This window comes from Chryseobacterium sp. CH25, assembly GCF_004119455.1.
GTDB lineage: Bacteria > Bacteroidota > Bacteroidia > Flavobacteriales > Weeksellaceae > Chryseobacterium.
Map to the genome: position 1 here is coordinate 140,313 of NZ_NRQT01000005.1, position 14,457 is coordinate 154,769.

At 35.0% G+C, this 14,457-nt stretch carries 16 protein-coding genes; all 16 read left to right on the forward strand.

What is annotated here, in order from left to right:
* Window positions 1-2: 2 nt before the first annotated feature.
* Entirely contained in the window at window positions 3-308 is a 306-nt protein-coding gene (locus BOQ64_RS13545; RefSeq protein ID WP_129057368.1) for an ATP-dependent Clp protease adaptor ClpS, read from the forward strand.
* A gap of 185 nt (window positions 309-493) precedes the next feature.
* Window positions 494-1,108, forward strand: coding sequence for a uridine kinase (gene udk, locus BOQ64_RS13550; protein WP_129057369.1), 615 nt, complete (start codon window positions 494-496; stop codon window positions 1,106-1,108).
* 4 nt (window positions 1,109-1,112) lie between these two features.
* Complete coding sequence (locus BOQ64_RS13555) at window positions 1,113-1,469, forward strand: FtsB family cell division protein (protein ID WP_068943509.1); 357 nt, start codon at window positions 1,113-1,115, stop codon at window positions 1,467-1,469.
* Between the two features lie 96 nt (window positions 1,470-1,565).
* Complete coding sequence (locus tag BOQ64_RS13560; protein ID WP_129057370.1) at window positions 1,566-2,729, forward strand: methylmalonyl-CoA mutase family protein; 1,164 nt, start codon at window positions 1,566-1,568, stop codon at window positions 2,727-2,729.
* Window positions 2,730-2,854: 125 nt separating this feature from the next.
* The gene (locus BOQ64_RS13565; protein ID WP_129057371.1) at window positions 2,855-4,024 is read left to right on the forward strand and encodes a class I SAM-dependent methyltransferase; all 1,170 of its coding nucleotides are present in this window, start codon (window positions 2,855-2,857) and stop codon (window positions 4,022-4,024) included.
* A gap of 136 nt (window positions 4,025-4,160) precedes the next feature.
* The gene (locus BOQ64_RS13570; RefSeq protein WP_129057372.1) at window positions 4,161-4,436 is read left to right on the forward strand and encodes a hypothetical protein; all 276 of its coding nucleotides are present in this window, start codon (window positions 4,161-4,163) and stop codon (window positions 4,434-4,436) included.
* 167 nt (window positions 4,437-4,603) lie between these two features.
* Entirely contained in the window at window positions 4,604-5,983 is a 1,380-nt protein-coding gene (locus tag BOQ64_RS13575) for a dipeptidase (RefSeq protein WP_129057373.1), read from the forward strand.
* 255 nt (window positions 5,984-6,238) lie between these two features.
* Window positions 6,239-7,156 (forward strand): T9SS type A sorting domain-containing protein, encoded by a 918-nt coding sequence (locus tag BOQ64_RS13580; RefSeq protein WP_129057374.1) that lies wholly within the window; start codon window positions 6,239-6,241, stop codon window positions 7,154-7,156.
* A 78-nt stretch (window positions 7,157-7,234) separates the two neighbouring features.
* Complete coding sequence (locus BOQ64_RS13585; RefSeq protein ID WP_129057375.1) at window positions 7,235-7,942, forward strand: SDR family oxidoreductase; 708 nt, start codon at window positions 7,235-7,237, stop codon at window positions 7,940-7,942.
* 149 nt (window positions 7,943-8,091) lie between these two features.
* Window positions 8,092-8,838 carry an electron transfer flavoprotein subunit beta/FixA family protein gene (locus BOQ64_RS13590; protein ID WP_129057376.1) on the forward strand — a complete coding sequence of 249 codons (747 nt, stop codon included), beginning with the start codon at window positions 8,092-8,094 and terminating at the stop codon, window positions 8,836-8,838.
* 41 nt (window positions 8,839-8,879) lie between these two features.
* Window positions 8,880-9,827 carry an electron transfer flavoprotein subunit alpha/FixB family protein gene (locus BOQ64_RS13595; RefSeq protein ID WP_129057377.1) on the forward strand — a complete coding sequence of 316 codons (948 nt, stop codon included), beginning with the start codon at window positions 8,880-8,882 and terminating at the stop codon, window positions 9,825-9,827.
* A gap of 191 nt (window positions 9,828-10,018) precedes the next feature.
* Window positions 10,019-10,618 carry a bifunctional nuclease family protein gene (locus BOQ64_RS13600; protein WP_129057378.1) on the forward strand — a complete coding sequence of 200 codons (600 nt, stop codon included), beginning with the start codon at window positions 10,019-10,021 and terminating at the stop codon, window positions 10,616-10,618.
* A 21-nt stretch (window positions 10,619-10,639) separates the two neighbouring features.
* Window positions 10,640-12,022, forward strand: coding sequence for a nucleoside permease (locus tag BOQ64_RS13605; RefSeq protein WP_129057379.1), 1,383 nt, complete (start codon window positions 10,640-10,642; stop codon window positions 12,020-12,022).
* A gap of 296 nt (window positions 12,023-12,318) precedes the next feature.
* Window positions 12,319-12,723: a hypothetical protein gene (locus tag BOQ64_RS13610; protein ID WP_129057380.1), complete on the forward strand. Its 405-nt coding sequence runs from the start codon at window positions 12,319-12,321 to the stop codon at window positions 12,721-12,723.
* Window position 12,724: 1 nt separating this feature from the next.
* Window positions 12,725-13,135 carry a hypothetical protein gene (locus BOQ64_RS13615; RefSeq protein WP_129057381.1) on the forward strand — a complete coding sequence of 137 codons (411 nt, stop codon included), beginning with the start codon at window positions 12,725-12,727 and terminating at the stop codon, window positions 13,133-13,135.
* A 58-nt stretch (window positions 13,136-13,193) separates the two neighbouring features.
* Window positions 13,194-14,372 carry an acetyl-CoA C-acyltransferase gene (locus BOQ64_RS13620; protein WP_129057382.1) on the forward strand — a complete coding sequence of 393 codons (1,179 nt, stop codon included), beginning with the start codon at window positions 13,194-13,196 and terminating at the stop codon, window positions 14,370-14,372.
* The last annotated feature ends 85 nt before the right edge of the window (window positions 14,373-14,457 follow it).

Consider the following 14,457-nt stretch of genomic DNA (forward strand, 5'->3'; position numbering starts at 1 on the left):
GAATGAATTTTTATAATACGATAAAAGACTACGAAAATCCGAAACGTCAATATGAAGAAGAAGTTCTTGTATTGGATGATACGGATGATGTCTACAAATTAGTATTACATAACGATGATGTTCACACCTTTGATTATGTAATCGATAGCCTGATTGAAATATGCAAGCATACACTGGAACAGGCAGAACAATGTACAATATTAGTCCATTATAAGGGCAAATGCACTGTAAAAACAGGCTCACTGGATCTTTTGAAGCCAATGCACGAAAAATTACTTTCACGCGAATTAACGAGTGAAATCGTATAAAATAAAAAACCGACAATTAAATTGTCGGTTTTTTTATTAAATCCGGAGAAGAAAATTGAGGAATAACAATTAATCACAAAGACCTGGGAGCTCCGGGAAAATCTTTTAATTTCTCAATGCACTTACATTGCTACATTTTATCTAAAATAGTATATTTGTACCAACTATAAAGAAACAAAAAAACAATGCTTGTAATAGGAATTGCCGGTGGAACAGGATCCGGCAAAACTACAGTTGTTGATAAGATACTTCAGCAGCTTGATATCGAAGGAATGAATATCCTTTCACAGGATAATTATTATCACGACAACCAAGGTCTTACACTGACAGAAAGAGAGGCCCTAAATTATGACCATCCGAAGTCGATAGATTTTGATTTATTGATAAAACACGTAAAAGCTTTAAAGAATAACGAGCCGATAGAACAGCCGATTTACAGCTTTGTAACGCATTCCAGAACAGGAGATCACGTTACTGTAGAACCTAAAAACGTATTGGTAGTAGAAGGAATTCTGGTTCTTACCAACAAAGAATTACTGAAAGAATTTGATTTGAAAGTATTCGTTCATGCAGATTCTGACGAAAGATTGATCAGGAGGATCAGAAGAGATACTCAGGAAAGAGGAAGAGATCTGAGCGAAGTATTACACCGCTATCAGACGACTTTAAAACCAATGCACCAGGAATTCATCGAGCCATCTAAAAATGATGCCGATCTTATTATTCCAAATATGAAACAGAATTCTGTAGCGATTGATTTTTTAACTACTGTTATTAAAAACTCGTTGAAAAAACATTAAAAAAATGGAAGAAAATAACCTTATCAAAGACATTCAGCCGAAATCTGAAACATTCAAACTTATCCAAAAATATGTGTTGAATAAGTATACCATTACGATCTGTCTGTTTTTGGTATGGATGATTTTCTTCGACAAAACCTCATTTCTTGTAATTAACGAACTGAATGGTGAGATTCATAAATACGAAGATCAACTGGAGTATTACAAAAAAGAATACGAAAAGAATGATGCCTTCTATAAAAAATTGATGAACAACAAATCAGAAAAGGAAAAATACGCAAGAGAAAATTATTTTATGAAGAAACCGAATGAAGAAATCTTCATTTTGGTGGTCGACAGTACAAAAGTTGCCAAGAAATAAGAGAATGGTATAAAGCCAATAGTGAATGGTTAATTGGATATGTTTGATGGGGTACTATTCACTTGCGAAGCAAAATTCACAATTTAAACAAAACTAATGTCAAATACAGCTACACTTCCAAACTGGGAAAATTTAGTAAAAAAACAGCTTAAAACAGAAGATATTTACCCTATTCTGGAAAAAGAAAACCTTGAAGGAATAGAAGTGAGACCTTTTTATACAGAGGTTAAAAAGCCTTTGGTAAACCTGCCAAGAGTTGAAGAAAGTACCCATTTGGTAGCCAGGTATCATGAAAGCCTGGAAGATGAAGTATTTGCATTTTTACTCGATCAGAATGTAGAAGATCTGACTGAGAAAACTATTTTTGTTAACAATAAGGAGCTTGCAGGACATATTACTCCTCAGGATGAAGATCAATACTTTTCTTTAATTGATGTCTTTAATGAAAAAGATGCCACAATTGATGATCAACTGGCAAAAGAATTAATGGCAAAAGGATTCAAAAGAAGCATCTGTATAGATATTTCTTTGCATCAGAATGCCGGAGCTGCCATTTACCAGCAGTTAGGAATTGCTTTGGCAAAAACAAAAGAACTCGTAGAAGTATACGGAGCTGAAATTATAAATAAGTTGATCTTTAAAATTGCTGTAGGAGGAAATTATTTCTTTGAAATGGCCAAATTAAGAGCCTTTAAAATGGTTTTTAACCAGCTCTCCAAGGAATATGGACTGGATGAAGTACCTTACATCTTTGCAGAAACTTCCCTTAGAAATAAAGCTGTTTCTGACAACGAAAACAACCTGATCCGTTCTACATTAGAGTTGGCTTCAGCCATGATTGGTGGAGCAGATGCTGTTTTTACAAACAATTATCTTGTAAACAGAAGTACAGATAACTCTGAAGAAATCTCTTTCAAACAACAGATTGTACTGGCTTATGAAAGTATCATCAATGTATTTGAAGATGCTGCTAACGGAAGCTATTATGTTGAAGACATCACACAGCAGATTGCAGAAAAGTCATGGGCATTATTTGTTGAAATGGAAGATGCTGGAGGCTATCTTGAGCTTTTAAAGCAGGGAATTGTTCAGAAAAAGATCTATGACCACGCCGTTGAAGAGCAACAATGGATTGAAGAAGGAAAAATAAAGCTGATCGGAGTGAATTTATACCCAAAATTAGACATTAAAAAGTCCATCAGCGATCTATACAACGAAAAAGAAATAAAAGCTGTTCGTTGGGCAGAAATGTTTGAATAGAATATCTTAAAATAAACTGAGATGCTTCGACTCCGTTCAGCATGACAGCGCTACAAATTAACCGTTAAATAACGCAGTTAGTATTAGAATTGTCATGCTGAGCGGAGTCGAAGCATTTTCACCAAATGAATGTAAATCAGCAAAAATCTGTGGTTAAACTATTAAATAAAGAAGTTCAAAACTATATCAACGCAAATCTAAAAACAGATTTGCACTCATTATTATTAAAAAAATCTCCGTTTCCTGAGGTTTCTATGCAGGAAATTGTACAGCAGATTAAAGGGAAACAGGTCGCTGAGAAAAAATTCCCGTTTCTTCTGAAAGAAGGAATTATATTTCCGCCACAGCTCAATATGGAGCAATCATCATCCGAAAAGACAGCACTTTATAAGTCAGAAATTTTAAAAGGAGAAAAGTTTATAGACCTAACCAGTGGTTTTGGAATTGATGCTTATTATCTGTCTCAAAACTTTGAGGATATTACCTTAATAGAGCAAAATACAGAGCTTTTGGAGATTGTAGAACACAATTGGAATACTCTTGGGAGGAAAGCAAGGTTTATCAATCAGAAATTAGAGGATTTCTTGAATGAAAATCAGGAACATTTTAATACCATTTACCTTGATCCTGCCCGCAGAGACCAGAATAAGAACAAAGTTTTTCTTTTAGAAGATCTTTCCCCAAATATCCTTGAAATTCAGGAAAAATTACTGTCAATATCAGAGCAGGTCATCATTAAGCTTTCTCCGTTAATTGATCTGAAATACCTTGTATCAGTGCTACCGAATATTTTCAGACTTGATATTATTGCTCTTAAAAATGATGTAAAAGAAGTGGTGGTCTTCTTATCAGGAGAAAATAACAAAGAGATTATCTGCAATTGTGTGAACCTTGAAAGTGGAGAATCTGACTTTAGTTTTACATTTAGGGATGAAGAAAATGCTTTGTCCGAGTATTCTGAACCTGAAAAATTCATTTATATTCCCAATAATACCATTTTAAAGGCTGGAATTTTTAATTTGATTTCTGAAAAATTTGGGGTTGAAAAACTACATCCTAATACCCATATTTATACATCGTCTGAAAAGATATCTGATTTTCCGGGGAGAATTTTTGAAATGGAAGTTGTTGATTCTAAAAAGATTAAAAAGAAGGAACAATACAATATAATTTCAAAAAATTACCCTTTAAAGCCCGAAGAAATCAAAAAGAAATATGGATTGAAAGACGGTGGAAATGACTACCTTATTTTTACACAATCCAAAAAAGGGAAAATTATTTTAAAATCAGTATAAAAATGTTGCCAAAAGAAACAGGATTTCTTAATTTTGGGCAATCAAAAATTTGAGCAGGAAATCGCTCACTGTATTAGATTCAGAGTAAACTAAAATAGTGCGGTTCCATATGACATTTAAAAAATAAATTTTACATATGAAAAAATTAGTTATATGTTTAGCGATTGCAACGGTAGCTGTAAGCTGTAAAAAAGTACCACAAGGTGGGAATAAAGGTACTTTGAAACTTGAAGAAGGAGTAGACAGATATTCTGATGACCATCAGGGTGGAGAAGCTCATGCTACACATGAGGCTGCTGCTGAACACAAGGAAGAAGCAGCAAAACCAGAAGCTGCAGCTCCTAAAACAGACAGTACTGCTGCTGCAAAGCCTGCTGAACACAAGGAAGAGACTCCAAAAGCTGAACACTAATTATTAGTATACCATATAAAAATGCCCTGTTTCTTTGCAGGGCATTTTTTATTTTTAAAAATGACGGATGGGGCAATCATCAGGAAATAATCTTTTTCTTTAGAAAATCCTGTTTTTACTTGGCCCAGCGGTGCATTTTTTTAATTTTAGCAAAATAAAATTTTACAATGCAAGAGACATTAAATTACATCAACGAAAACAAACAGCGTTTCGTGGATGAATTATTTGAGTTATTGAGAATCCCTTCTATTTCTGCAGATCCGGCATATAAAAATGATGTATTGAAGTGTGCAGATGTATGTGCAGAACACCTTAGGAATGCAGGAGCTGACAATGTTGAAATATGTGAAACTAAAGGTTATCCTATCGTTTTCGGAGAAAAAATTATAGATACAAACCTTCCAACGGTATTGGTTTACGGACATTACGATGTGCAGCCGGCAGATCCATTGGAATTATGGAGAAAACCACCTTTTGAACCTTATATTGAAAAAACGGAACTTCACCCGGAAGGCGCTATCTTTGCAAGAGGATCAGCAGATGATAAAGGACAGTTCTTTATGCACCTGAAAGCATTTGAGGCGATGATGAGAACCAATACGCTTCCTTGCAACGTTAAATTTATTCTGGAAGGTGAAGAAGAAGTAGGATCTGTAAGCTTAGGAGACTTTGTGAATGAAAACAAAGAAAAACTATCTTGCGATTGTATTTTGATTTCAGATACACACATCTACAGCAATGAGCAGCCGACTGTAACAACAGGGTTAAGAGGATTAAGCTATGTAGAAGTAGAAGTGGAAGGACCAAACAGAGATCTGCATTCAGGACTTTATGGTGGAGCAGTTCCAAACCCTATCCACGTATTGTCAAGAATGATTGCTAATCTTATTGATGAAGACGGGCATATCACGATTGATGGTTTCTACGACAATGTTGAGATTGTATCCGATACAGACAGAACAGAAATGAATAAACTGAAGGATAACCCTGAAGAATTCAAAAAGTCAATTGGATTAAGCAATATTGAAGGAGAAAAAGGATATACAACTTTAGAAAGAGCTTCTATCCGTCCTACTTTAGACTGTAATGGTATTTGGGGTGGATATACAGGAGAAGGTGCTAAAACAGTAATCCCTTCCAAAGCTTTTGCTAAGATTTCAATGCGTTTGGTTCCTTACCAGACTCCGGAAGAAATTACAGAGAAATTCACGAAATACTTTGAAAAAATAGCTCCGGATACTGTAAAAGTGAAGGTTACTCCTCACCACGGTGGAATGCCTTACGTATTACAAAGCGATACTAAAGAGTTCTTAGCAGCTAAAAAAGCAATGGAAACAGCATTTGGTAAAGAAGTATTACCATACAGAAGTGGAGGAAGTATTCCAATTACAGCAATGTTTGAGAAGGTTTTAGGAGCTAAATCCGTATTGATGGGCTTCGGATTGGATTCTGATGCTATCCACTCTCCAAACGAGCACTACGGATTATTTAATTTCTATAAGGGAATTGAAAGTATCCCATTGTTTTTTGAAAACTATTCAAAATAAATATTGAATACAACTATATGTAATCAGGCGCTTCTAAGAAGCGCCTGATTTCTTTTATGAGCTATAAAGTGGGATAGGAGTAAAGAATATTCTATTTAAAATATATTTTTACGAAAAATATTTAATTAGAATAATGATAAAATAAGGCTTTTGATAAGATAAATACCTTGAAAATAAAAGCTTTAAGTTTTATTTGTAGATAGTTATTTCACCATTCAAGGAAAGTTTATATTTTTATTACAAACTTGAAAACTAATGAAAAAAATCTACTCAATCGCATGTGCTTTATTAGCAGTGTCATGTTTTGCTCAACAGCCCATATCCTTTGAAGGTAATGAAGGATTTATAGAAGGAAGTATTCACGGTCAGGGAGCGTGGATCAGTACTCCCACAGGGGGAAATCCTGAGAATATTATTAATCAGGTTATTAGTGTGGATAACGCTTCTGATGGCAGCAGTGCTTTGAAAATTGTCAGGGAATCTATGTATGGGGTTCAGCCGGAACCGGTTATTGGTGGATTTTATAATCTGACAGTTCCATTCGCCAGTACCTATTTTTCCGTTTCATTTGATATCAGGATGTCTGAACTTAACAGTTCTGTATTTGGCTTTCAGGGAGTGGATAATATTAATGAACAGACTGTTGTAAGAGTAGATTTTGATGCAACAGGGGGAGTGAAAATTTTAAATAAAGATCCCAATGTACAGGATATGGTTTCTACTACCGGAACTTGGGCTCCTAATGAATGGTATAGATTGAAGGTGGTAGGTACAGGAATGGAGATCAGGTATTATCTTAATGATATTTTAATATATACTGAACCTGTTTCTGCCCCTCTTGCAATGGATCAGTTTCGGTTTGTTCATAATAATGGGTTGGGAACAGCTTATTTTGATAATATTAAGATTAATGACGAGTTGATTCTGACTGTAAAAGAAATAAAATCAAATGCTGAAACATTGATTTTATATCCAAATCCCGCTACTGAAAGTATTAAAATTAAAACCCCTAACCGTGTAAAACATATTGAAGTGTATGATCATACAGGAAAAAGAATAAATGTAGCACTGAATGGAGATCAAGTAGATATAAGGGGGTTATCTTCCGGAACTTATCTGCTTAATATAGAAACAGAGGGTAGAAACTTTACCGAGAAGTTCATCAAAAAGTAATACCTGATAAATCTTAGTATCAGTAAAACGCTTCAATTGGAGCGTTTTTGTTATTTTAGAGAAATATTTTTAAATAATATGTCAGAAAATAAAACCGCATATATAACAGGAGGAACCAAAGGAATAGGGTTTGGCATTGCAAAAATTTTGCTTGAAAATGGAATTTCAGTAGCATTTTCAGGAAGAAAAAGAGAGGATGTTATGAAAGCTGAAGAAGATCTTAAGCAATATTCTGATAATGTTTTGGGAATTGTTTCTGATGTAAGAAGCCTGGAGAGTGAAACAGAAGCTGTAAAATATACCATTGAAAAATTCGGAAGACTGGATTATGTGATTGCTAATGCTGGACTGGGTATATTTAAGCCTGTAGATGAACTGTCTGCCGAAGAATGGAATGATATGATAGAAACCAATCTTACCGGTGTTTTTTATACCTTAAAAGCTTCCGTAGAAGAACTTAAAAAGACAGAAGGGTATTATATTACCATTTCAAGTCTGGCAGGAGCTAATTTCTTTGAAAACGGAACAGGCTACAACGCTTCAAAATTCGGAGTGGTAGGATTTACACAGGCAGCTATGATTGATTTAAGAAAATACAATATCAAATCTACTGTCATTATGCCGGGGTCAGTTGCTACCTATTTTAATGGAAATGTTCCATCAGAAAAAGACAGTTGGAAGATTCAGCCTGAAGATATGGGGAATCTGATATTGGATATTTTAAAGATGAATTCGAGGGTTCTGCCCAGTAAAATTGAGTTTAGAGCAACAAAACCAGCTAAATAAGTACATCTAATGTATTGAATAATAATTTAATAAGTATTATGCATGCATAATATATTTTTTATTTATATTAGCAAAAATTAATTCAAACAAAATCTCTGCATAAAGTGTCATGATTTTATGCCTAAAAGAGAAAAAATAAAATAGTACACATGAAAATATTAGTTTGTATTAGTAGTGTTCCGGATACTACTTCCAAAATTAACTTTACAGCAGATAAATCTGCTTTCGACAAAAACGGAATTCAGTGGGTAATTAATCCGCTAGATGAATTTGCGTTGACAAAAGCGGTTAAACTTCAGGAATCTCAGGGAGCAACTGTAACAGTAATTAACGTAGGAGATGCTGCTACAGAACCTGTAATCAGAAAAGCGTTAGCCATTGGTGCTAATGATGCAGTAAGAGTAAACCTAGATCCAAAAGACAGCTATTCTACAGCAAAAGAAATTGCTGATGTAGCTCAGAACGGAGGATATGATTTGATCCTTTGTGGAAAAGAATCTATTGACTATAATGGTGGTTCTGTACCGGGAATGGTAGCTCAGTTATTAAACCAGCCTTTCGTAAATGCATCTGTAGGATTAGATGTAAACGGAAGTGAAGCTACTGCAGTAAGAGAAATCGAAGGTGGAAAAGAAACTATTTCTGTTAAATTACCGGCAATTATTGCAGGTCAGAAAGGATTGGTAGACGAAAAAGACCTTATCATTCCAAACATGAGAGGAATTATGTCTGCAAGAACAAAACCGTTACAGGTAGTAGAGCCTACTTCTTCAGAAGTTAAAGTTCAGGGAGTATCTTATGACAGTGTTCCACCAAGAGCTGCTGTGAAAATGGTTTCTCCGGACAATCTGGATGAATTGGTAAGATTACTTCACGAAGAAGCTAAAGTGATCTAATCTTTAAATTTTTCAATCTTTTAATTTTTAAATTTAAAACAATGGCAGTATTCGTATACGCAGAAAATATAAACGGAGTTTACAAAAAAGCAGCTTTTGAGGCAGTTTCTTACGCTAAAGCAATTGCAGATAAAGCAGGAGATACCGTTACAGCGATCTCTGTAAACCCTACAGATTCTTCAGATTTATTATACAAATATGGAGCATCAAACGTTATCAATATCAAAGACGAAGGTCTTAAAAATTTCTCAGCTAAAGCATTTGCACAAGCTGTAAATGAAGTAGCAAACGGAAATATCATCGTTTTCCCTCACACTACAGATGCTTCTTCAGTAGCTCCAATGTTAGCAGTAATGAAGAACTATTCTTTAATTACTAACGCATTAGAAGCTCCTGAAAGCCTTTCACCTTTCCAGGTAAAGAGAAGAGCATTCTCAGGAAAAGGATTTATGCATGCAAAAGCTGAAGGAAACGGAGTAATCATTACAGTTTCTCAAAATGCTTTCGGTGTGAAAGAAAACGCAGTATCAGGTTCAGAAGAAGTGAAAAACTTATCTGTAGCTAATGATGATACTAAAGTGATTTCTCACGAGCAAAGCTCAGGGAAATTAGACCTTAAAGAAGCTGAAGTAGTTGTTTCTGCAGGAAGAGGGATGAAAGGTCCTGAAAACTGGGGAATGGTTGAAGATTTAGCTAATGTTTTAGGAGCTGCTACAGCATGTTCTAAGCCGGTTTCTGACATCGGATGGAGACCTCACACAGAACACGTAGGGCAAACAGGTAAAGCAATTGCACCAAACCTTTATATTGCAATAGGAATTTCAGGAGCTATTCAGCACTTAGCTGGGGTGAACTCTTCAAAAACTATTGTAGTAATCAATAACGACGCTGAAGCACCGTTCTTCAAGTCTGCTGATTACGGAGTAGTAGGAGATGCTTTCCAGATTATTCCTGCTTTAACAGAGAAAATTAAAGCAATCAAAGGATAAAATTTAAGGATGAATAGTCAGTGTATTTTGCTTGCCAGTTTTTGGAAAAATTAAAAATTCATTTACGAAGTAAAATTGACGATTGACCATTCAAAATTCTTCACCATACAAATAAAAGCTCGGCTTTCCGGGCTTTTATTTTTGTGTAAAAAAGTGAAATCACAACAAAAAATTAATCTATATTTGTAGCTATGGATTATAAGCAGCTAATTATTCGCGGAATATCATACAGCCAGACCCAATCGGGGGCGTATGCATTGTTACTGGAGCATGAGGAAACACACATAAAATTACCTGTTGTTATAGGAAATTTCGAGGCTCAATCTATCTCTCTCGGACTGGAAAAAGATATCCATCCACCGCGCCCACTTACCCACGACTTATTCTCAAAATTTATCGTTTCAACCAATTATGAGTTGGTTTCTGTAATCATTTATCAGATTGTAGATGGGGTATTCTTTTCAAATATCAACTTTAAAAATAAAGTCACTGACGAGGAATTAATCCTTGATGCAAGAACTTCTGATGCCGTTGCAATGGCTGTAAGATTTGATGCTCCTATTTTTACCACTCAGCAGGTTCTTAATGAAGCTGGAATCTTATTGGAGTTGGAAGATGTATCAAGAGAAGAGCAGACCTTTTCAGAAACAGTACAGGCTGAAGATAACTTAAAATCCCTTTCTATGGAGGAACTTCAGAAATTACTGGATGATGCCGTTAAAGAAGAAGACTATGATACCGCCCTTGAAATTCAGGAAGAAATCAAGAGGAGGAAAAAGAAAATTGACTAAAAAGAGATACTTTATATAAAAATGAATTTAAAATTACGACTGACCATCCTCAGTTTTCTCCAGTTTTTTGTGTGGGGAGCATGGCTGATTACGATGGCGAACTTCTGGTTTGGTACTAAACATTGGGAAGGAACACAGTTTGGAGCTGTTTTCGGAACCATGGGAATTGCTTCTATCTTTATGCCAACCATTACTGGAATTATTGCTGACCGTTGGGTTAATGCCGAGCGTATCTTTTCAGTATTACATATTCTTTACGGGGCTATTCTTTTCATTTTGCCACACTCTGCAGATCCCAATTCTTTCTTTTCGGTGATGCTTGTTGCAATGTGTTTTTATATGCCTACTATTGCTTTAGCCAATTCTATTTCCTACACTATTTTAAAAAATAATAATATGGATGTGGTGAAAGACTTTCCACCAATCCGTGTATGGGGAACCATCGGTTTTATTGTAGCCATGTGGATCACTAACCTTAGTGGAAATAAAGCAACAGAAGGACAGTTTTATATTGGGGGGGCAGTAGCTATATTCTTAGGAATTTATGCCCTTACTTTACCAAAATGTCCACCACAGAAGCTAATTGATAAAAGCTCTCCGTTATCCGAGCAGTTAGGTTTAAATGCATTCAAGCTTTTCGGAAACTATAAAATGGCTTTATTCTTTTTATTTTCCATGCTTTTAGGAGCAGCTCTTCAATTGACAAACGCTTATGGAGATGTATTTTTAAGTGAGTTTGCTCATTTTCCAAAATATGCTGATTCATTTGTAGTACAGAGATCTACAATCATCATGTCAATTTCTCAGGTTTCTGAAACCCTTTTCATCTTGGCAATTCCTTTCTTCCTTAAGAAATTCGGTATTAAAAAAGTAATGTTAATGTCTATGCTGGCATGGGTATTAAGATTCGGTTTCTTTGCATATGGAGTACCGGACGGTTTCGGTTTATCTTTAATTATCCTTTCATGTATCGTATACGGAATGGCCTTCGATTTCTTTAACATTTCAGGTTCACTTTTCGTAGAAACTACAACAGATAAAAATATCCGTTCATCTGCACAGGGGTTATTTATGATGATGACCAATGGTTTTGGAGCTGTTTTCGGCAGTTATATTGCAGGCTGGGCTATTGATAAATTCTTTACCCACAAGTTTACTACTGTTACAGAATTATCAACATATCTGGAAACACCACCGGATAATCCTACATTCTTAGAAATTCTAAAGAATAGCTTTAATGCGGCTGTAAACTCAGACGGAACACTTTCTTCTGCAGTTATGGTGAAAGACTGGCATCAGATATGGCTTTCATTTGCTATCTATTCATTAGTTTTAGCTATATTTTTTGCTGTTTTGTTTAAACACAAGCATAAGCCTGAAGATGTATCTTCAATAAAGCATTAATTCAATTAAATAATAAAAATATAAAATTGCACTTTCGGTAAGGAAGTGCAATTTTTTTGTTTTAAACCATATCATAATCAAGCTAATCTGTTGATAAGGATAAAATGTGATTCAAAAATTATTATAATGATAATTCAGTGTTTGTAAATTGTTAATGTAATTGATATATTAATGATAAATACTCAATATTATAAGTGTTTTATTGTGGCTAATGGTTGTTAGGGTAGAGAAATACTTGTTTGATCACAGATGATTTGGAAATGTGTTTTTTTTCGTATTTTGGCACTTTAGTAAATATGAAAAATATACAGTTATTAGGATTGTTATTAGTGGTTGTAGGGAGTTTTCTACCGTTGGTACATGTACCCATCATAGGAAACTGGAACTATTGGAAATTAGACCATTATTTGGCTATTGCATGCTGGATTCTTGCCGCATGTGCAGTTTTTGGAATTGTAAATAACAGTGCAAAAATCGTAAGATTCTTTGGAATCCTGCTTATTCTTTTATTTGCATTCACTTTGGTAGCTGTTAAATTACAGTCTTTAGACTACTTCAGCTTTTTACCTTTTAAATCATGGAGAGAAGCTTTTGCAGGGGTTGTGAAATTAAAATGGGGCTGGGCTGTAGAATTTTTAGGAGCTTTTCTAATGGTTTTTGCAGGAAATAGTAAAAAAGTAAATCAACGAACTCAAATATAATATGAACGTTTTAAAAGCATCTTTAGCTGGGATATTATTGTTGATGGCCACACAGGCTAAATCTCAGAAAACGGAACAGAAAAAGCCTGATAATCCAACGAAATGTACCAATATAAAAGAAGGGAAATTTCTACGGGCTAATTATCCGGAATCTATCTGGCATATGACCATTAAGGATAATGTTCAGACCGAATATTTTAACAACGGAAAAGATTTTATAAAATCTACACTGGTTTTTATTGATGACTGCAACTATAAAGCAATTGTGATGGAGAAATCAGATAAGAGAGATCCTACACAAATTGGAGATGTTTTCAATAATAAAGTGGTAGCTACTCAGGATAACCTTTTGAAACTTAATATTAAGGTTGAAGGGTCACAGTTTGATGTTGTATACAGAAAAGTAAAATAAATTTAATTATAAAGATGAAGCTTGGGCTTCGTTTTGGCTAAAAATAAAAATTATATACATGAAAGAAGTATTCATTGTTTCCGCAGTAAGAACACCTATGGGGAGTTTTATGGGAAGTTTGTCAACAGTTCCGGCTACTAAATTAGGAGCTACTGCTGTAAAAGGAGCATTAGATAAAATTGGTTTAGATCCTGCTAACGTTCAGGAAATTTATATGGGTAATGTACTACAGGCAGGAGAAGGACAGGCGCCGGCTCGTCAGGTAGCTTTAGGAGCAGGTCTTTCTATCAATACACCTTCTACAACAGTTAATAAAGTATGTGCTTCAGGAATGAAAGCTGTAACAATGGCTGCACAGGCAATCAAAGCTGGTGATGCAGAAGTAATTGTTGCAGGAGGTATGGAAAACATGTCTTTGGTTCCTCACTATTACAATGCAAGAGTAGCTACAAAGCTGGGAGATATCAAAATGCTTGATGGTATGGTGTTGGACGGTCTTACAGACGTATACAACAAAGTACACATGGGAGTATGTGCAGAGAAATGTGCTGTTGATTACAGTATCACAAGAGAAGATCAGGATAATTTTGCCATAGAATCTTATAAAAGATCTGCAAAAGCTTGGAGCGAAGGGAAATTCAACGAAGAAATTGTACCGGTTTCTATTCCTCAGAGAAAAGGAGAGCCTGTAATTTTTGCTGAAGATGAAGAGTACAAAGCAGTAAACTTCGACAGAATTACAACACTTCCAACAGTTTTCAAAAAAGAAGAAGGAACTGTAACGGCTGCTAACGCTTCTACATTAAATGACGGAGCATCTGCATTAATCCTTGTTTCTAAAGAAAAAATGGAAGAACTAGGATTAAAGCCACTAGCAAAGATTGTTTCTTACGCTGATGCAGCACAGGAGCCTGAAAACTTTACAACTGCTCCGGCTAAAGCTTTACCTATCGCTCTTAAAAAAGCAGGATTAGAAGTATCAGATATCGATTTCTTCGAATTTAATGAAGCTTTCTCAGTAGTAGGATTAGCTAACAACAAAATCTTAGGATTAGATGCTTCTAAAGTAAACGTAAACGGTGGAGCGGTAGCATTAGGACACCCACTGGGAAGTTCAGGATCAAGAATCATTGTAACATTAATCAACGTATTAAAGCAGAATAATGCTAAATATGGAGCTGCAGCTATCTGTAACGGTGGTGGTGGTGCTTCTGCTATTGTGATTGAAAATATCTAATATTCTGTTTCAGAGTATATTACCATTAAGGAATCGATAATTTTTTTAAAATCTTATCCATTTCTTAATGGTTTTTCTATTTTTG

What these genes read in the sequence shown, in the direction of transcription:
- BOQ64_RS13590 (WP_129057376.1), top strand. Translation starts at nt 8,092, where the DNA reads ATGAAAATATTAGTTTGTATTAGTAGTGTTCCGGATACTACTTCCAAA.
- BOQ64_RS13600 (WP_129057378.1), top strand. Translation starts at nt 10,019, where the DNA reads ATGGATTATAAGCAGCTAATTATTCGCGGAATATCATACAGCCAGACC.
- BOQ64_RS13615 (WP_129057381.1), top strand. Translation starts at nt 12,725, where the DNA reads ATGAACGTTTTAAAAGCATCTTTAGCTGGGATATTATTGTTGATGGCC.
- BOQ64_RS13595 (WP_129057377.1), top strand. Translation starts at nt 8,880, where the DNA reads ATGGCAGTATTCGTATACGCAGAAAATATAAACGGAGTTTACAAAAAA.
- BOQ64_RS13605 (WP_129057379.1), top strand. Translation starts at nt 10,640, where the DNA reads ATGAATTTAAAATTACGACTGACCATCCTCAGTTTTCTCCAGTTTTTT.
- BOQ64_RS13570 (WP_129057372.1), top strand. Translation starts at nt 4,161, where the DNA reads ATGAAAAAATTAGTTATATGTTTAGCGATTGCAACGGTAGCTGTAAGC.
- BOQ64_RS13565 (WP_129057371.1), top strand. Translation starts at nt 2,855, where the DNA reads ATGAATGTAAATCAGCAAAAATCTGTGGTTAAACTATTAAATAAAGAA.
- BOQ64_RS13560 (WP_129057370.1), top strand. Translation starts at nt 1,566, where the DNA reads ATGTCAAATACAGCTACACTTCCAAACTGGGAAAATTTAGTAAAAAAA.
- BOQ64_RS13545 (WP_129057368.1), top strand. Translation starts at nt 3, where the DNA reads ATGAATTTTTATAATACGATAAAAGACTACGAAAATCCGAAACGTCAA.
- BOQ64_RS13585 (WP_129057375.1), top strand. Translation starts at nt 7,235, where the DNA reads ATGTCAGAAAATAAAACCGCATATATAACAGGAGGAACCAAAGGAATA.
- udk (WP_129057369.1), top strand. Translation starts at nt 494, where the DNA reads ATGCTTGTAATAGGAATTGCCGGTGGAACAGGATCCGGCAAAACTACA.
- BOQ64_RS13620 (WP_129057382.1), top strand. Translation starts at nt 13,194, where the DNA reads ATGAAAGAAGTATTCATTGTTTCCGCAGTAAGAACACCTATGGGGAGT.
- BOQ64_RS13610 (WP_129057380.1), top strand. Translation starts at nt 12,319, where the DNA reads ATGAAAAATATACAGTTATTAGGATTGTTATTAGTGGTTGTAGGGAGT.
- BOQ64_RS13555 (WP_068943509.1), top strand. Translation starts at nt 1,113, where the DNA reads ATGGAAGAAAATAACCTTATCAAAGACATTCAGCCGAAATCTGAAACA.
- BOQ64_RS13580 (WP_129057374.1), top strand. Translation starts at nt 6,239, where the DNA reads ATGAAAAAAATCTACTCAATCGCATGTGCTTTATTAGCAGTGTCATGT.
- BOQ64_RS13575 (WP_129057373.1), top strand. Translation starts at nt 4,604, where the DNA reads ATGCAAGAGACATTAAATTACATCAACGAAAACAAACAGCGTTTCGTG.